General features: G+C 58.9%; 12 protein-coding genes. 2 read left to right on the top strand and 10 right to left on the bottom strand.

Features of this window, described 5'->3' with window-relative positions:
• Positions 1-56: 56 nt before the first annotated feature.
• Positions 57-1,589, top strand: coding sequence for a zinc-dependent metalloprotease (locus CGLUCO_RS03325; RefSeq protein WP_005395103.1), 1,533 nt, complete (start codon positions 57-59; stop codon positions 1,587-1,589).
• A 140-nt stretch (positions 1,590-1,729) separates the two neighbouring features.
• On the opposite strand, the gene CGLUCO_RS03320 is transcribed toward CGLUCO_RS03325, so the two are convergent.
• On the bottom strand, positions 1,730-2,260 hold the full coding sequence (locus CGLUCO_RS03320; protein WP_005390279.1) for a M48 metallopeptidase family protein: 531 nt from the start codon (positions 2,258-2,260) through the stop codon (positions 1,730-1,732).
• Positions 2,261-2,749: 489 nt separating this feature from the next.
• Between CGLUCO_RS03320 and CGLUCO_RS03315 the strand changes: the two genes are divergently transcribed.
• Positions 2,750-3,538, top strand: coding sequence for a TOMM precursor leader peptide-binding protein (locus CGLUCO_RS03315; RefSeq protein ID WP_234985040.1), 789 nt, complete (start codon positions 2,750-2,752; stop codon positions 3,536-3,538).
• Here the strand turns inward: CGLUCO_RS03315 and CGLUCO_RS03310 are convergent.
• The 9 genes from CGLUCO_RS03310 to CGLUCO_RS03270 all read right to left on the bottom strand — a co-directional run bounded on the left by CGLUCO_RS03310 (position 3,483) and on the right by CGLUCO_RS03270 (position 18,753).
• Positions 3,483-5,543, bottom strand: coding sequence for an ATP-dependent DNA helicase UvrD2 (locus CGLUCO_RS03310; RefSeq protein ID WP_084036918.1), 2,061 nt, complete (start codon positions 5,541-5,543; stop codon positions 3,483-3,485). The two genes, CGLUCO_RS03315 and CGLUCO_RS03310, sit on opposite strands and share 56 nt — an antisense overlap.
• Positions 5,524-6,345: an NAD(+) diphosphatase gene (locus tag CGLUCO_RS03305; RefSeq protein ID WP_005390282.1), complete on the bottom strand. Its 822-nt coding sequence runs from the start codon at positions 6,343-6,345 to the stop codon at positions 5,524-5,526. Before CGLUCO_RS03305 ends, CGLUCO_RS03310 begins: the two co-directional genes overlap by 20 nt.
• A 244-nt stretch (positions 6,346-6,589) precedes the next feature.
• On the bottom strand, positions 6,590-7,675 hold the full coding sequence (locus CGLUCO_RS03300) for a potassium channel family protein (RefSeq protein WP_005390283.1): 1,086 nt from the start codon (positions 7,673-7,675) through the stop codon (positions 6,590-6,592).
• Positions 7,676-8,169: 494 nt separating this feature from the next.
• A complete protein-coding gene (locus tag CGLUCO_RS03295; RefSeq protein ID WP_084036916.1) occupies positions 8,170-11,856 on the bottom strand; it encodes an ATP-dependent helicase in 3,687 nt (1,228 codons plus the stop codon).
• Positions 11,840-14,917 (bottom strand): ATP-dependent DNA helicase, encoded by a 3,078-nt coding sequence (locus tag CGLUCO_RS03290; protein WP_084036914.1) that lies wholly within the window; start codon positions 14,915-14,917, stop codon positions 11,840-11,842. The genes CGLUCO_RS03295 and CGLUCO_RS03290 overlap by 17 nt, the downstream gene beginning before the upstream one ends.
• A 13-nt stretch (positions 14,918-14,930) precedes the next feature.
• Entirely contained in the window at positions 14,931-15,812 is an 882-nt protein-coding gene (locus tag CGLUCO_RS03285) for a TIGR02569 family protein (protein WP_005390287.1), read from the bottom strand.
• Positions 15,802-16,953: a ThiF family adenylyltransferase gene (locus CGLUCO_RS03280; RefSeq protein ID WP_005390288.1), complete on the bottom strand. Its 1,152-nt coding sequence runs from the start codon at positions 16,951-16,953 to the stop codon at positions 15,802-15,804. Before CGLUCO_RS03280 ends, CGLUCO_RS03285 begins: the two co-directional genes overlap by 11 nt.
• 386 nt (positions 16,954-17,339) lie before the next feature.
• Complete coding sequence (locus tag CGLUCO_RS03275; protein WP_084036912.1) at positions 17,340-18,218, bottom strand: DUF3152 domain-containing protein; 879 nt, start codon at positions 18,216-18,218, stop codon at positions 17,340-17,342.
• A 310-nt stretch (positions 18,219-18,528) separates the two neighbouring features.
• A complete protein-coding gene (locus CGLUCO_RS03270; RefSeq protein WP_005390290.1) occupies positions 18,529-18,753 on the bottom strand; it encodes a DUF3107 domain-containing protein in 225 nt (74 codons plus the stop codon).
• Positions 18,754-18,779 lie beyond the last annotated feature (26 nt).

Genomic DNA, 18,779 nt, shown 5'->3' with positions numbered 1-18,779 from the left:
TACAGCACACTGCAAGAATATGGCATCCGTGCGGTCTGCCACGGTAGGTTAGAACTATGAGCAATAGATTCGGATTTACCTCTGGCAACGACGATGACGACCCTGACAAGGACCGCGACAATAACCAGAACAACGGCTCCGGTGACGGCGCTAGCGGTAACGGCAACGAAGGGAACACCCCTTTCGGTGGCATGCCCGGATTCTTTAGCTGGAGCTCCGACGGGGGCTTCCAACAAGGCAATTTAAACGACCTGTTCCAGCAATTTAGCTCCATGTTCGGCGGCGAGGACGCACAATCGGGTGCAACCCCCGGCTTCGGTATGTTCGGTGGGCAAACTCCTCCCCCGGAAGCAGGAGCCGATGATGATAGCCCAACCCTCGACCGCTCCATTGTGTCCAAGGCGGGAATCGAGGAAATCGGTTCGGAGCGCCGGCCCTCCGACGCTGAGACGAAGGCTGTGACCGAGGCAGCGCGGTTAAGTGATCTCTGGCTCGACGGTGTCACCGATATCCCGGCAGCAGGCGGCCCCGTCGAGGCATGGAACGCTGCCGCATGGCTTGACGCAACCATAGACACGTGGATTCGTCTCACTACCCCCGTGGTGGAAAACAAAGATGCAGCTAGCGAAGCCGGCCTCCCCGAGGAGGCGAAGCAGATCATCGGCCCCATTAAGCACATGATGAATCACTTCGGGCACATGCAGGCTGCCACACAACTCGGCGGCGACCTCGGTGAACTAGCCACGCAGGTACTCACCGGCTGCGACTTCGGCATGCCCGTAGCACCGCGAGGCACCATCGCCGTGCTGGCATCCCATGTCAGTGCAGCAGTCAAGAGCCTCGATATCCCCGAGGAAGAGGCACTCATGTACATCACCGCGCGCGAAGCTGCACGCCAGCGCCTGTTCATGCACGCCTCCTGGCTGCCTGAATCTATTGTCGGCGCGGTTGAGGAATTTGCTCTCGGCCTGGAGATTGACAATAGCGAGATGGAGGAGACAATCCGGGATCTCCAATCCGGTGGGATCGATCCACAGCAGTTGCTCGAGCACATCACTAACTCTGACATCGAGCCACGCCTATTCACCCGCAACGAGAAGTCGGCGGAACTGCTTGAGACCCAGCTCGCGCTCGTCGAAGGCTGGGTGGAGCTCGTAGTTCACGAGGCACTTGCCGATCGCATCCCCTCTGCACTCAAGATGGAGGAGGCCTGGTCGCGTCGCTTCGCCTCCGGCGGGTCTGCCGACACCGTCCTCGAAGAGATCGTCGGCATCACGATCAAAACCCCCAAGGTCGCCGCAGCCTACGACCTGTGGCGCCGTGTGGGAGAGGCCGTAGGCCAGGAGCGCCGCGACAGCCTGTGGAACCACCAGGACTTCCTTCCCCGCGCCGAGCACCTGGACAACTCCGCCGCCTTCATCGATGAGCTGCTCACCGACGACTTCGACCCGATCGCCGAGATCACCAAGCTGGAAGAAAGCGGTAACTTTGGCAAGGGCCACGAAGCCCACGACGGCGACGAGGGCAGCGACGGCGGTGACGGCAACGACTCTGCCGGTGACTCCACCAACGGCGACACCGACATCTAGGAGAAAACGTCACCGGCTGAGGCCGGTGGCGGGTGTCAGGTGCCGGGTACAACCCTATGCTCATCAGCGACAACAGATGGTGCACCCCGCAGGGGTTCACTTTCGGCGCGGGGGCTTAGCTCGCGTTGCAACGCGTCTGTTTAGTCTTCATCAGAACCGTCGTTGTCTTCTTCTTCGCCGGCACCACCACCGTTGCCACCCCACCGGCCATAAGCCTCCAGGTAGCCCTGCGCCCGCTCGGCGTGGGGCACTTTATTTGCCCATGCATAAAAATCCGGCCCATGATTGGGCACGAACGTGTGCACCAGCTCATGCACGATCACGGAGTCAAGAACGTATTGGGGCACCTTCTGCAGGCGGTGGGAGATGCGGATCGTACCTCGCGCAGGTGTACAGGAACCCCACCGCGAGTTTTGGTTTGTTACCCAGCTGATACTCGTCCACTCGGCCTTCCCCTGCAGCACTGTCCGGTTAAGACGGCGAGCAGCCTCCTCGAGGTCCACAACCGGTGCCGATTTTGCTTGCACCTTTTCCAACAGCTCCTGAGCGATCGCCTGGGCTGCCTTTTCCGTCATCCGGGCAGGAACACGGACCTCGAACACGTCCCCCTTGAGTCTCCCCTGGACGCTCTTCTTACGACGAGGAGAGCGGATAATCCTGATTTTTGGCACGGTTACCCAGTCTACGGCGTAAGGATTGCCCCGGCCTACTGAAGGGGCTACGCGCTTCACGGGGAGTAGCTGCTCCGCAGGTCCCCTAATCTCCAGCGCAATGAGTTGTTTTCGTCGTGCAGAGGTAAGCGGTGTCCGGTAACCTGACACCCGTGGGGGGCACGACTCGATGACATTGGGGGTTCAATGGATAATCAACCAGCACACACGCTCACGCAAGCACAATCGCCAGCACCGGTACACGCTCTCTCACAAGCGCATGCACCATCATGGGAAGCGTCCCTGCGACGTACAGAGACGGCACCTATCGCACGAAATGCTCGTGCTCTCTCCGCTCGTAAATCTGCACAGGCCTCGTCCGAACCGCTCCTACGCCTCAATCCGTCTGCCTCTCTTGTCTTCCGCTCGCGCCGCAACGTGCAATTCGGTCTCGAGACTTTCCGCACGGCGGTAGTGACATTTCCGACCCACCTGTGCGCCACACGAACCGTGACCTTTCTTAACTCCACACACGATCCGCTCTCCAGAGAGGACACCATTGCAGGCCTGGTGAAGTGCGGAAACCAACCCGGAAATGCACGCGCGCTAGTGGAGGATCTCATTGCTTTTCGCGTTCTCGTCCCCGCACACCCGCCTGTCGAGATGGCAATTGTGGGCACCGGTGCCCTTGCCACGGCGGTAAGGGAACTCATGCCCGCAGATTGCATAAATGTGCGCTACTCAGCGCCCTCCGAAACAGAATCTCGTTTCCTTGCCCGCATGCCCGCTGGAACACCGATTATTTTGGTCGATTCCCTCATTGAGGCCCCTTCTTACAGCACAGCTTTGAGAGGGAAAACCGACACAATCGTCCAGGGATATATCCTCGACGGTCGGGGGTACGCCGGCCCCACGATGGTTGCAGGGGACGGCCCGTGTCCCCTGTGCCTGGAACTGTATCGCCTCGATCTCGACCCGCGGTGGCGGATGCTTGTATCGCAGTCGCTTGTGCGTAAGGGGGCAAGGGACCCCCTGCTCGTTAGCGCCACGGCCGCACATATTGTGGCGCTTTGCCTGCGGACTGCTGGCTTTCACTGCGTCCAGCCCGGCGTAGGCAACTATTTCCATGACCCGGTCTCCCCTGCCATCCCAGGTGAACTCGTCGTCGTCGACCCGTATACGCTATCCCTCACCCACAAGGTGATGAAGCCACACCCGCATTGCCCGGAGTGCTTCGAACGGCTTAACGGTACTCGTCCAGGACTTCCCGCAGTTCCCCGCCAAACTTTTCCAGCTTGACAGGCCCAACACCGGCGACGGAAAGGAACTCGGCATCGGTCTCCGGCATCGCCTCTGCAATCGCCATGAGCGTGGCGTCGGTAAAGATCATGTACGGAGGCTTACCTCGCTCCTTCGCCTCAGCGGTCCGCCACGCGCGAAGTGCAGCGAAGAGAGCCTGATCAGCTTCCTCCGGGCAGGTAACACAACGCCCAAGAACCTTTTCCTCCGGCGAGCGCAGTGGTTTACCGCAGACACGACAGCGGGTACTCCGCTGCATCTTTTTCACCGGTTTGTTGTCCTCTTCCTTGGGCACAATTCCGTCGAGGAAACGGGTGCGCTCACGGGTCGCACGTCCGCCCTCCGACCGCGCCTTAGACCACGACATGTGGAGGAAGGTACGGGCGCGGGTGATTCCCACGTAGAAGAGGCGACGTTCCTCCTCAATCTGTCGCTCCCCTTCCTTCAAAGCCTGTTTGATCGGCAGCGATCCCTCTTGCAGGCCAGTTAGGAATACAGCGTCCCACTCCAGTCCTTTGGCAGAGTGGAGAGAGGCCAGCGTCACCCCGTTTACATTCGGGGGCTGCTTTGCGTCCTTTCTCCTGTCCAGTTCCTGCAGCACACCGTGCAAGGTAAGTGTGGAATCAGTACGCACCAAGTCCGCGACGAGCGCAAGGAACGCGTTTTGCATCTGCCACCGCTCCCGGGCTCCCTGCCCCTCCGGTTCCTCGGGGGTCATCCCTTGGCGGCGTAGTACAGCCGTGACAGCCTCTACAGGATCTATGTCCCCTGATCGCTGATTGTTCGCCAGCCGGGTCACGCCGGACATCGCCTGCCTAATTTCTGGGCGAAGGAAAAACCCTTCACCGCCACGCACCTGGTAGACAATTCCTGCATCAGACAACGCCTCTTCGAACACCGCCGACTGGGCGTTGATTCGATAGAGCACCGCAATCTCAGCCGGTGGTGTCCCGGTTTCGATGAGCCGCTGGATCTTCTTCGCGATCGCGTGCGCCTCGTCGGGTTCACTCTCGTACGTGGCGAATTGCGGTGGCTGCCCCGGAGGCTTCATACCCTGCAGCTGAAGCCTCGTTCCGGCAATGCGTCCCCGAGCCTTGCTAATAACGGCGTTGGCGACATCGGTGATCTGAGGGGTGGAGCGGTAGTCCCGCTGCAGGCGAACAGTTACCGCTTCCGGGTAATCCCGGGTGAAGTCCAGCAGGAAACTAGGCGAAGCCCCCGTAAAGGAATAAATGGTCTGATTCGCATCGCCCACCACTGTGAGATCATCGCGATCTCCGAGCCAGGCGCGGACGAGACGCTGCTGCGCAGGGGTCACGTCCTGGTACTCGTCGATCACGAAAGTGCGATACTGCTGCCGGAATTCGTCGGCAACGCCCTGCACCTTCTCTATCCCCGTGGCCAGTTGGTTGATGACATCATCAAAATCCAGAAGCACCATTCCATGCCGGTATTTCAACTCCTCATACGCGGCATAGACCTGGCCTACCTCTTTTCCGCTCACCGGCGGGGTGCGGTGGAAGGTCTCTACCTGCTCCGGATAGTTATCCGGGGAGATAAGCGTTGCTTTCGCCCACTCGATTTCCCCTGTGAGATCCCGCAGAGTTTCCGTGTCCGTGGAAACGCCACAGGACCTCGCGGCCTGCGCAACAAGGGGAAGCCGCTTATCTAGAAGCGAGTACGAGAGGTCACCTGCGAAACGAGGCCAAAAATAAGCCAATTGACGCATTGCTGCGGAATGGAAGGTGCGCGCTTGGACCCGGGGGATCCCCATATTCGCGAGACGATCCCGCATCTCCCCTGCTGCTCGCTTTGTGAAGGTCACAGCGAGAACCCGCTGCGGACTCACTGCACCTGTGTTGATAAGGTGCGCGATGCGGTAGGTGATTGTCCTTGTTTTACCAGTACCGGCGCCGGCGAGAATGCAGACGGGCCCACGAGGCGCGGTAGCAGCGACCCGCTGATCTGGATCAAGATCTTCGAGGCTAAAGCTTTCCACGGGCACACCACCGATCAATGAGTGTGCGGGCGAGGGAGCCACGACCAGTAAGAGGAATATCTCCAGAAAGAATCTCTTCTCTCGAAGCCCAGCGCGTTTCTTCAAGCTCACCATCGGTGGGTGCGTGGGCTTCTCTGTCAGTGGTCTCCGCCCGCATGCCGAGCATGAGGCTCCCGGTTGCCGCCCACGGCGCGGACATCACGTACCTGGAATGCGTCACCCTACGCCCTGTTTCTTCCAGGACTTCGCGGGAGAACGCATCCTCGATCGTCTCTCCCGGTTCCACGTATCCTGCGACGAGCGAAAAGTACCTGCGCTGTGGCTTGCGTGTCAGAAGCAGCTCGTCCCCCAATGTCACCAAACCGATGACTGCAGGATCGAGACGCGGAAACACCTCGCGCCCACCGTCGTCGTAGCCGAAGCGTCCATCTGCCACATAGCGGATCTGGTCACCGTTCACGGGGCTGAAGCGGAACATCGCCTGGTTTCGCAACCGCATGAACGTCTGGGCAAGGTCGCTTACAGCCGGTTGATCTTGGATATGAACAATTGCCAACGATTCCGGATCGCCAGCGATCATTGCCTCTAGCTGCTCGTGACTTACAAGAACGCCAAAGCCATGCCCCTCCGGAAGTTCGATTTGAATATCCGCGTTCTCGCCGAGAACCGGGTCTGCAAAACCTGCGATGGGTTGCACCCCGAGGGGTGTGGAAGAACCGGATAGTGTGGCGTACTCGCCCTGCAGGGTGAACGGATAGTAGCACCCGCGATTCGGCTCCGTGTTGGCCAAAAAAATTCCCCCTAGCACGCTCTATCTTCCCCTTCCTTGTCTTTTCTAAAGCTTCGGCGGCATCTCATCCACAATGACCAGGCTTGTACGATAACCGGGCTCACATACGCACGTGCTCGCACATGGACGGGCTCGCACGATGTTGGACTCGCACGATGTCGGACTCGCACGATGTCGGACTCGCTACCTATTCTCACGGTAATCGACGGATCTGAGTCGCGCTTATCCACGTGATCTCACCCAGGTCACGTCGTTTCTCTGGCTACTTTCCGGAGTCCACGATACGGCGCACGTACAGGAGACGGTCTCCTGGTTCACAGGTCTCAGCCTCGGGAGAATCGATGCGGTACAGCTCACCGGAGCGAACCACGCCGAGGACGATGTCTGCCAAGTGGCGGGGGTTGGCGCCTACTTCGTCTTCGCCAATCTGCCGCTCGGCGATAGAGAAGCCCTCATCTGGGCTGAGAAGGTCTTCCATCATCTCCACCACGGACGGTGTCACTGTGGCAAGGCCCAACATGCGGCCGGCTGTTTCGGAAGAAATAACCACCGAATCTGCACCGGACTGCTCCACCAGGTGCTGGTTTTCGGCCTCACGAACGCTGGAGACGATCATCGCGCTAGGGGCTAGTTCGCGTACGGACAGGGTGACAAGAACTGCGGTGTCATCCATGCTCGGGGCGACCACGACGGCGCGTGCCCGCTGCACGCCAGCCAGTTTCAGGACATCGGCCTTTGTCGCACTTCCGTGAACGGTGACGAGGCCTTGGGAGGAGGCCATCTCCAGCGCCTGGCGATCTGTATCGACTATGACAATCTCACTGGGTGGAGTGCCATCGGCAAGCAGTGCTGATACTGCAGAGCGTCCCTTTGTGCCGTATCCGACAACGACCGTGTGATTGCGCATAGTCCTTCTCCATCGTTGGATTTGCAGGGTTTTCCGCGATTCCTCCGTCAACACGCTCAGCGTGGTACCGACCAAAAGGATAAGGAAGAGGACGCGAAGTGGTGTGATCAGGAGGATATTAATAAGCCTGGAATGCTGTGTCACCGGGGCGATGTCACCATAGCCAGTGGTGGAGAGTGAAACAGCAGAGTAGTACAAAGAGTCTACGAAGGTCAGAGGCTCTGAGTAGCCGTTCTTGTCAAAGTACACAACGAGCGAGGTGGCAATCATGATGACGGTGGCATAGGCCACACGCCGTGCAATGAGAACCCACGGGCTGGATTTTGCTTCTCCAGGAATGTTGATGATTTTGAGCAGGGCGTGCTCTGGAAGCTCGTCGAGCTCCGCTTGCGCACCAATCCGAAAGTTCAGGTTGGGGCGAAGCCTCTTTCCAAAAGGCATTGTCACTCTCCTGCCATCATCTGCATGTACATCACCCCGGCTCTCCTCAGCCGTGGCATCTACTTGAGTCTAGCCATAGTGGAGTCATTTTGAGCTTTCACTCACCTCACCGGCGTTGAATCGTACTCCCCTTTTCCGGGGATGTACGCACTGCGCAGTGAACACCACCGCAAAAGCACAGCTAAAACCACATTGAAACGCCCGTTTCACTCCGCCCCTTCGCAGCCACACACAACCTTCCGTCTGCCTTATGTAGGCCTGCGGGCACAAGGCCTCGCCAGCGCGCGCAAACCGCCGTCGGTGTGGACGATCTGGTGCCAGCTCCTGTACACAGCGAAAACGTACGCGTTCATCGTCGTAGAGGCGCTATGGTCAGGTGGCGGAACCGGTTCGAACGCCTCCCCCAGAGTCTGTCATCGAACGTCCATATTCGCTGAGCCCCAAGTTCGCCTGCGCTAGACCTCGGGTTTTCCTACCCGAGGTCGCTTTCTTCACTACTCATTCCCATTTTCTTCCAGTTCAATGAGCCGACGCAGGTCATCCTTATCCATGAGCGCTTCCGGCTTTAGCGTGTAGCCCTCACGGACGTAGAAAAACACGGCTTCTACCTCCGAGGGGTCAACGTGGCGACCTTCCCGCTTTGACTGGATTTCCGCCCACGCAAGGCGGTACTCGGCTAACTGCAGGGAAAGTGTCGGCAGATCCCGTTGGGAGGGCACCTTCCCGGTCTTCCAATCAACCACGGTCCACGTTCCGTCGATATTCCTGAACACCGCATCGATCTTGCCCGTCACGCGCTTGCTGCCGATTTGGTATTCGATTGCCTGCTCGACTGCCACTGGCGTGCGGTCAGCCCATGGGCTGGCCAAGAAGTTCTCCTTGAGTTGTGCCAGCTCTTCCGCTGTGACATCCTCCTCGCCGATACCGGGAAGCTGGTCATCGTCGAGAAGCGTGGGCAGTGTGTAATGTTCCTCGATCCACTGGTGGAACTTCGTGCCCCGTTTCGCTTGCGAGTTCGGCTTAAACGGCACCGGACGAAGACGTCGTTTAGCAAGCTCCTCTGGGTTTTTCTTGAGCTGAACGATCTCGGTTGCGTTGATCCGGCTGCCCAGCTCAACCTCGATCTCCTTGCGCTCTGCCAGGCATTTTTCTTCCACAAGTTTGTGCGCGGTCAGTCTCCACCGGGATATCCGCTGCTTCTCCGGAGTGTTTTCTTTTTCTGGCTCGTCAGCAGGGCTTCCTGACGCGTCCGCATCGGTATCACCGTTCTTTGCAGCTTCTGCAGCAGACAAGACACGTTCGCAAATAGACCCCACGCCTTGGCTTTCGCGCTCGCGCATTTTCTCTTTCACAAGCGCTGCGGCGTGTTCAATGGCACCTCGCTTGTCACCGAGGAAGTCCACGGGGAAACGCGCTTCGTCTGAGTCACGCTCGACATAGATTTCCTCTAACTCCTCCCCCGGCTCCCACCAGGTCACCACGTTGCCAGAAAACTCGTCTGACTGAGCAATAGACGCAAACAGTTCTGTTGGGGTGATCACCGTGGGGGTGTGAGGTTTCTGCTTCTTGGGGGCTTTTCCCCCCTCGGCTGCATTGGACGGTTGGAAGGTCATCGTCTGGAAATCGTTGCGCTCGCGGGCATGCGAGGTAATGAAGAGGCGGTTGGAGGACCGAGTAACCGCCACGTAGAACAGTCGCGTTGATTCGCGGACCTCTTTCATCCGCAGGAAGTACTTGTAGCGCTCAAGGGATTCCTTGAAATGCGACCCCTTGGTGATCTCTAGATCCGGTGACACCGCGTAGCGGGGCGTGGAATCCAAGAAGCCATACTCGTAGGCGTTAAAACCGCTGTCCTTCCACTCCTTAGCCGGTTTTTCCAGAAGGGGCTCTGGAATATCCACGGCGTCGCCAATGACAGATGAAGGCAGGGTTTCTGGCCGGGAGGCAGCAGTCTCAGTGGTGATGGTTTGTTGCCCATCCTTGTACATCTTGCTGTTGGCACCAATAACGGCGACGGTGGCGAACTCCAATCCCTTGGCTGCATGGACCGTCATGATATCCACGCGATTCGGGGAAACCGTTTGCTCGCCTTGATCCATTGCACGGTCCTCTGCCTCTGCGTCGAGATACTCGAGGAATCCACGCAGCGTCGCTCCGTCTATGGATGCGAAATCGGCGACGTATCCGTGGAACGTGTCCAGGTGCGACGTTCCGGGCACACCAAGCTGCCTTGGGTTCTCCCGTGCCAAAACCTCCGTACGAATGCCGAAGGTGTTCTCGATATCTTGGAAGATATCCTGCAGGCCACTGGCCAGACTATGGCCACGCAGCCACCGAAAACGGGAGGCGAGAGACGTAAGGCGGGCGTAGCCTTCCTCCGTGTACTGGCTAGCATCCCCCAGGTCAGCAAGTGCATCGCCGAGAAACACAGTATCCTCAGCCAGCGCATCTTCGATTTCCTTTTTGAGCCGGACGAGCGCTGGGTTATCGGCATCGCTTTCGGTGGCTCCGCTCTCGTCAGCCGCATTGACTGCGTCTTCCGTCGTTGTCTCTGCTGTGGCCTTGTCACGCTGGTAAGAGTTGAGGGTGCGCGCCCGATTAGTCAATGCTTTTACGTCGGCGAAACCCAGTTTCACAAGCGGTCCGGTGAGGATTCGCAGAAGGGCCGAGCTATCTTCTGGGCGCGCGAGTGCCTTGGCGATGGATACGAGGTCTACAATCTCCGGCATCATGAGAAGTCCGGCCAACGAGTGCACGTGGTAAGGAACCTTGTATTTCTCGAGCGCTTTCACGGCCTCCGGAACCTGGCTGTGCTGGCGAACAAGGATTGCGGCTTCGAATGGCTGGGCATTAGTGGCCCGTGTGGGTTGAGCAGAATCAGCCAGCGTTGCGACATATTCGTCCAACTGGTCGTCGGAGACCCCGTGGTACTCAGCGGCCAGTTGACGCGCCACGAAGTCCGCCTCCTCTTCCTCCAGCTCGAAGTTCGCCAGGAGAACCTCACCGTCGCCGGCTCCCGCGCGAGGTTCGAGTTCCGCCACGCTTCGTTCTTCTGGCGCATATTCGCCTGTGGCTTCGAGGATCGCGCCTGAGATGTGGTTAGCTACACCGAGGACAGCTCCGGGGTTTCGGAAACTAGTGGTCATTTCTAGTTTCTTGGCAGGTTGGACGGGCGTTCCGTCTGGGTTCTTTTCTACTGTGTGGGGAAAATCAGTAACGAAGTTGGCCAAGTTCGACGAGTTCGCGCCGCGCCACCCGTAGATGGCCTGCATGGGATCGCCCACCGCTGTCACAGCCAGTCCGGGTTCTCCCGTGCCGTATAGCGACCGCAAGAAGATGCGTTGCGAGTGGGACGTGTCCTGGTACTCGTCAAGCATGACCACGCGGTATCGATGGCGCTCGCTGCTGCCCACAGATGGCTCACCGGAGGCAAGACGTGCCGCCGCCGCCATCGTGTGCGAAAAGGTGGTGAGTCGATTGTCCTTGAGATACTGGTTGAAAGTATCGACAAGCTTCAACAGGACAACGCGGGTGTCCTGCGTCGCGATGAATTTTGTCGTGTCCTTCGTCGCTCGCTCTACGTTGTCGATGACGCGGAGCGCTTCGGCAGTCGCCCCGCGTACATCTTCTGCCGTCCGCATGTTGCTTTCGATGGCGTTGACGAGGGAGACGATCTTTGTTGCGACATTCGATGTCGATTTTGTGGCCGTTTCGTCCGGGAATGTGCCGTGGAAGTCCTCCACGATCGCCGTCGCTATCTGTACCATCTCCGCCTGGGAAATAATCCTTGAGCCGGGCTCCGTAGGCAGGAGAAGCCCGTACTCACGGACGAGATTTTGGGCGTAGGCATCGTAGGTAAAGACGGAGGCATCAAGGTTCTCCTCAGCCCGAACGCTCTGCCCCTGTACTTTCTGGTGAAGATCAAAAAGAGAGCTACGGATTTTCTGTTTCAAGTTCTGCGCGGCCTTGCGGGTGAATGTGAGACCAAGCACTTGTTCAGGGCGTACCAGACCGTTGGCCACCAACCACACCACGCGGTCGGCCATCGTTTTCGTTTTACCGGCTCCCGCACCTGCTACAACAAGGAGGTTATGCATCGGGTATTCGATAACCGCCTGCTGCTGCGGCGTGGGAGGGAATCCGCCGACCTGATGGGCGAGCTCGTTAGCTGTGTACTTCATTGATGGAGCGTCCTTCCTCAGTGATCGGGCAGATGATGCGGTAGGCGCACGAGCCACAATGCTTGTTTGGCAGCGCAGGAACCGTCGAGCCGGAAGTGTGGTGAACCAACTGGCGCAGGTTATCCATGAGGATCCTGGCGTTGTCCTCCGTCAACGGCTTTTGGCTCGGTTTCTTCGTGCTTCGCGGATAAACAAGTTCCGCACCACCGCTTTGTAGCGCACCGCCAGACCCGTCGTCGGTGACAAACTCCAAGGGGTTTTCTTGGATCCGGGAATGATTAATTCCGAGCTGGTAAACGGCCATCTGCGGGTGTGATTCCGCTTCTTGGTAGGTAGGTGCCGAGCGCCCGGTTTTGAGGTCGTACACCTTCATCCGTCCCTCCGAATCTCGGTGCACCCGGTCGAGACGGCCTTTGATGCGGATAGGTGAGCCATCGTCTAACTGTCCAACTGTCACATCCATGGGAATTTCCACGCCAACGAGGTCACCGGCAAGGTTCGTCATCTTACTCACCGTGGCGTTCATCACCTCGACGAACTCCTCTTCATCGGCTTTTTCCTTCCACGGAGGAACGGTTCGCGAGGACAGGTACGCGTCGAGCACGAGCTGCTCAGCTTCTTTCCACGTTTCCTCGTCTTGCTGGAGTGTCACCGAAGCCTCCGCGAGGGCGTGGAGGAGATTTCCCTCGCGCAGGGCGGAGCTGGACTCGGTGGGGGTGACGGAGTTGAGAACCATCTTCAGTGGGCACTGGAGCCCGGATTCTACCTGGCTGGGGCTGAGCGTCGCCGGTTGTCCAGGCTCCCGCAAGGGCTGCGCGTCGGTGGGGCCAGCAAGCCCCCACCAGTTGGTGGGTTCGGCCTCGGAAAAACCTGCGTCGGCAAGCATCGCGAGCAGATCGGCAGCCTCTTCTTTTTCCTCGTCGCTTGAGTCGGCGCTTGTCAGCGCTCTGCGCAACTCGGCAATGAACGGCCGCGAAGACTTAACCGCAAGTTCGTCTGTCTCCACTACAGTGCTGACGCTGAAAGTTTCGTCTTCTTCCAATTTCCTCACAAAACGAGATGGCTGTGGCAGAGGCGAGTCTTCCTCTGCCGGATTGATGGCTGTGATCACAAGCGTGTCCGTTGCTCGAGAGGTGACGAGTGAAAACAGGCGTTGCTCTTCATGGAGGCGTTCGCGGAGGCGGTCGATGTACGCGTCGGGGTCGACGTTTTCATCAATAAGGTCGACAAGCTCCTCCTGATCGAAAATTGTCCCGGTCAGCCCAAGAGAAGGCCAGGAGTCATCGTCGGCACCTGCGAGGATGACGGTATTCCATTCATCATCGATCGCACCATGCGCAGTGAGGAGAGCGACGGCCTTCGGCGCAACCACCTGACGTTCCCGGACACCGGTGGGCAGATCCTGCGAGGTAAGGTGCTCGATAAATCCCTCGAGTGACGGTTGCTTGACGCGCTCAACATAGTCGCCCGCAACGTCAAAAAGCTCCATCATCGCGTTTAAATCCCGGTTCGCCTGCGCGGCGGCGGGACCACCACGCAACGCGGTGTACATCTTGGAGGTGCTGAGACCCGTCGCCTCCCAGATTGACCAGAGAATCAGCTCCAGGCTGTCCCCGCGTTCGACGGCTTCCCGGCCGGTTTGGATGACTGCACTGAGGTGTGTAAGGACGGACTCTGCTTGTTCGCCTAACCGGGCATCCTCAGCGACCCCGGCAGCACCCCGAACAACGGGGCCAAGCTCGCCGATTTCTCGCTGGATTCGCCTCAGGGTGATGGGATCGGCTCCTCCAATGGGGCCAGTGGCGAGCTCGATGATGTCTTCTTCTGTACCGTTGCCCATGACGATGTCCACGGCCTGCAGCATGGCCTGGACAATCGACTGCTCGACGAGCACAACATCTGTGGAATCGATATGGACGGGGACATCGGCGGTAGCAAGAGCTCGCTGGAGCGCGGGAATCTGGCTGAGGGAGCGGGTGATGACGACCATGTCCTCCCATGGGATGTCGCGAATGAGGTGCACCTCGCGCAGCTCGCGTGCTATCACCGAAAAGTTATCGCCCGCCGTGTGCGTGTAGATGATGCGCTTGTCGGATGGTCGCCGGAAACTTTGCTCCAGCGTGATGACTGTCTTACCGGATTTGTCCTCTACGAGGTCGGTGTTGGCACCGCGGAAGGAGTACACCAGCCCGTTCGTGTTTCCGCCGACCACAAAGATGGGCGTGTGCTCACCAATCATCTCCACCAGCTTCTGGGAGAGCGGGTCGAGGTGTTGGGCGTTGTCAACTGCCAGGAAGTCGTACCGGTTTCGCATTTTTTCTAGCAGCGCTGGGTTGTCCTCCAACGCACGCACAGCAGTGATGAGCAGCTCCGACGCGTTGAGGTGATGCATTTGCTGCAGGTTCATCACCGCCGTGTATTCCTCTAGGAAAGCTCCGGCTGCAACCCACAGTGGCTTATTCTCTTGCTCCCCCAGCTTCTTCACGTCTGCCGCTGATTTCCCGCGCTCACCTGCGCGGAGGAGGAAATCCCTGAGGCCACGCGCAAAGCCCACGTAGTCCAACGCTTCTACCCGCTCCGCAGGCCAGTACTCTCCCCCTGCTTCTTGGTTGCCTTTCAGCAGCTCCCGGATCACGGCATCCTGCTCGGCTCCTGTCATCAGGCGTGGGGCGGGAACGTTGTTGGCAATAGCTGCGTAATGAACGATGGAAAAAGCAAGCGAGTGAACACTCTGGGCGAGTTTGGATTCGGCAACGTAGGGCGCAGCATTTTCCTCCTCACTCCTCGACGCGACGAGGTCATCCCATAACGCCTCCTCGAAAGCAAGGGCGCTGCGCTTGGAATGCGTGACAATGAGGAGTCGATCGGGATCAGTGCCCGCGAGCAAACGTGCGCGGGCAGCATCACGAATGAGGCTTGTTACTCCGGCACCGGATTCCTCAGCGGTGATGAGGTAGGAACCGTGCTGACCGTCGAGCAGGGGGCCAGCTGACTCCGGCCACTGCCTGTCTGGGAGATCCTTTTTCTTCGGTGGTACGAGTCTGAGCTGTGGTGCTGCCATGAGTCCAATTATTTCACAGCAGTTCTCTGGCCACCCGAACGATACTCGAACGGCTATTCGAGCGCGATTGTGGATGCAGCGCGTGGATGTAGAGGCGATAGAGCAACGCCCGGTATACAAGCTGATGGAGGTTCTCCACGTGGGCGAATCGGCTGATGATTCGCGACGTCGCCGCGCCGGCAATGAGTGAATCGACGATGGCAAGAGCGGCCGTGTATCCACCGGGGTGTGCGACGGGCACAATATCCGTCACCGTGGGGGCTGCGCCGTCGGCGAAGATCGTCGTTGCCAACATGTCCGCGTGTGTGACCTGGTTAGGGGCATCAATCGGTTCGAGGCGCTCGATGGCATCAGCAGCCAGGCTGAGGGCGACGAGTTGGCTCTCGTCTGCTTGCGCGCGCGAGTTCAACCCCGCGTCGAGCACGCTTCCTGGGTCATCTGCCCACGCTGCCAGGTCGGCGAGATCGAAGAAGTCGGATTCCACCCGGCACGATTCCATCTGGGTGGGAAAGATGTCGGGCAGTGGGACGTCTGCGAGTGCGGAATCGAGGCGGAGAGCTGCCAGCACGACCTCGTCGGCACGATCGGCAAGGCAGCCGGGGTGATATTCCGTCGCCTTCCAGCCGGCCACAACGAGGCGTCCGTCGGAAGAGCGAACCGACCGGGCGAGGGTGACATTGTCCACGCGAAGCGTTTCTCGCGCGGCAGCAGACCAGTTCGCTCGCTCGACGTTGACCACCGGCGCGACAACGATGTCGCCTACATGGATGCCGTGGTCCCAGGCTGCGCCTGCGTATGTTGCCTCCGCACGTTGCGCTTCGGTCCCCATGTGTGCGGAGAAGGCGCGTTGTACCACGGTGGGCACATAGGAGATGGCTGAAGCCTTAGTCGGCATAGGTCCACCACCGGTTGATCCCACCCGCCAGGCTGACCACGTTGTTAAAGCCCGCTCCCTGCAGGATTGAGGCCGCCTCGAGTGACCGCACACCGCCGGCACAGTACAGGGCGAGGTCTGTATCCGGGGAAACATCGGTGAGCTCTCCCAGGTTCCCGGCGCGCAGGTTGCTGAGCGGCACGCCGAGGGCATCCGGGAGTTGACCGCCAACCCATTCGTGGGGCTCGCGAACGTCGACAAGCAGAGCTCCCTTATCCGTTAGTTCCTTGTATGTGAGGATGTCGTGCTCAGTGACCACGGTCTGCTCCTTCTTCGTTGTCGTGCACCTGGCAGAAGATTCTTCCTGCCTGCGTGCCTGCACCTTTTGCTTCGTTTCCGGGCGTGGGGCGATGCTGTAGTGCGACAGTGTAGCGCTTTTACCGTCCCACACGGCGAGCTTTCCGTAAAGCGGCTCGCCGATGCCGGTGATAAGTTTGATCGCCTCGTTGGCCATCATCGTGCCGATTACGCCGGGGAGGACACCGAGGACACCACCTTCTGCGCAGTTTTGTACGGTGCCCGGTGCGGGTGGCTCGGGGAAAATGTCGCGCAAGGTGATGGCTCCGTCGAAGACGGAGAGCTGCCCCGAAAAGCGGTTGATGGATCCCCAGACGAGCGGGATGTCTGCCCGCGCGCATGCATCGGCGACGGTGTAGCGGGTGTCGAAGTTGTCGCAGCCATCGCAGACGAGGTCGTAGCCTGCGACAATTTCGTCTACGTTTGCTTCGGTGAGCGGATAGTCATAGGTGATGACGTCGACGTGGGGGTTGAGCTTGTCGACGTACTCCCGTGCCGAGTCTGTCTTCTTTCGGTCGATGGTCTCACTGTTGTGGAGGACCTGGCGTTGCAGGTTCGTCTCATCGACGGTGTCGAAGTCGATGATGCCGATGGCTCCTACCCCTGCGGCAGCCAGGTACTGAATCACGGGGGAGCCGAGACCGCCGGCACCGATACTGAGCACTTTCGCGCCGTAGAGTCGCTGCTGTCCAGTGAGCCCAAAGCCGGGGAGGGTGAAGTGCCGGGCGTAGCGGGTTCCCGCGCCACTGGGCAGTTCTTTCGGGGACACGGGCACCCGCGACGAATGTAGTTTGCGTGCGGTCATTTGTGTGATTCCTCCTCCACGTGTACGAATGTTCTCCTTGTGCGGACTCATCTGCCAGCCCCGGCGCCACCTCCGTGGCAAGGCTAGCGGGAAGCCACGGCTGTATTGGCTCTTCTGCGTGCCACCCTGCTGCAGCGATTGCCAAGCCACCACACGCAACGAGCTACCCCAGGAAACGAACCGTCACAGACAGCGAGCCACCACAGGCGACTACTGCAAAGTCTGCGTGACAATCGTTGCACAGTGTTCACGCGCCCGTTGTTCACTCGCCCGTTACGTAACCTCTGCTGCAGCAGCTGCGGGGGATTCTTGGCCCGTCAGCGCTACGGTACCTTGTGGCATGAGCTACCGCACCTCCTTGCATGGTATGCATTGCACGACGAGCACTAGGCGTGCGGGAAAGGCCATGGGTTGTAACGGCATGTCTTATTGTCGTCTGGGTATGGGCCGTCCGGGGAGATACTAAACATCTCCGAGTTATTGAGACTGAGTGTCTGTTGCATCATGATCGGCGCGAGTTCACTGTCGATGCCACACGGCATGTGTTCGGCGAATCCAATCGCGTGACCGATCTCATGGTTCACCACGTACTGGCGGTACGAGCCAATGTCGCCTGCGAACACACTCGTACCCCGTACCCAGCGGGATTCATTGATGAGAACCCGGTTACCAATGCTGGTGTAGCAGCTGGTTTCCTTACCGATCTCCGCACCACAGCCCTCATGCGTCGTGTTTACGCTCGTGAGCTGGACGGTAAAGTCTGGCTCTTCCCCTTCACCGACATGTTGGAAAGCGAATTTCTCATCGTGGATCCAGCTCTTGGGGTTTTTGAGGGTGGCATCAATCATGGCGGCAAAGGCCTCATCGCCACCGTAGCCGTCGGTATTCACCCCGTTTTCTACCTGGACGATGTATGAAAAGGTTTTTTCTGCTCCTGTTCCTACCTTCGGCTGTGGCGATCCAACCGTTCGGAACGTCTTCTCACCCTGCATGGTGTAGGCACCACCTGCAGGTAGCGTGCCACCGGGGAGCTTTGCAATATCTTCCTTGGCGGGGTCAGGCGCTGCCATCGTTGGGCCTTCTTCGACGGTGACGACACCAGACGTGGAGGTTGTTGTTGTGGGCTCCGAGGGGTCGCTGGCAATGATGTCGACAACCACCCATAGTGTTAGCACGATGAGCACGGGGATGGCATATGCACGCCAGCCAAATTGTCGTGCGAACCGCACAAGAAGCGATTCGTCTCGGCTATGCCTGTCTGCCATCGATTATCCCTTTACCTCTCACCGCACGGGCTGGTGCCCTACCATCTTCTTGCCAGCAACATCTGTCACCGGCTCAGCAGGGAGCCGGTTGTCATAGGTTACATAGTACAAACGGCACACCTCTAAGCAGGGCAGGCACCGCCGGGGTAGCTGCTCGTTCTCCTCCACCGAACCGCACAACCAAAAAGTGGGGCTCTGCACAGCAGATACCCCATGTGGCACCAGAAGAGGAGCAGAAGCACTGTTCACCTGACAAGCCTGCCCCCTATTCTGAGGCCCGAAACCTCATAAACGAACTAGCCGATTGGTTTTAGTTTGCAAATCCTACCGGACGGTTTGTTTCAGCACCGATTTCTACGTAGGCGACAGAAGACTGTCGAACGATGAATTGCCGCCCCTTAGCATCGGTAAATTCTACGGTTGCCTCATCGTTTTTGAGCGCGTTGCGAAGCCGCTCCTCTACGGAGGCCTTCTCCTCGTCGGTGTTAAAGGCGAGCTCGCGAGCCGAATCCTTAAAACCAATCTTGATGTTCATCTGTCTGCGTCATCCTTTCTTTTACA

This window comes from Corynebacterium glucuronolyticum DSM 44120, from assembly GCF_030440595.1.
Taxonomy (GTDB): domain Bacteria; phylum Actinomycetota; class Actinomycetes; order Mycobacteriales; family Mycobacteriaceae; genus Corynebacterium; species Corynebacterium glucuronolyticum.
The sequence above is the reverse complement of the archived record's forward strand: the minus strand, read 5'-3'. Positions and strand labels throughout refer to the sequence as shown.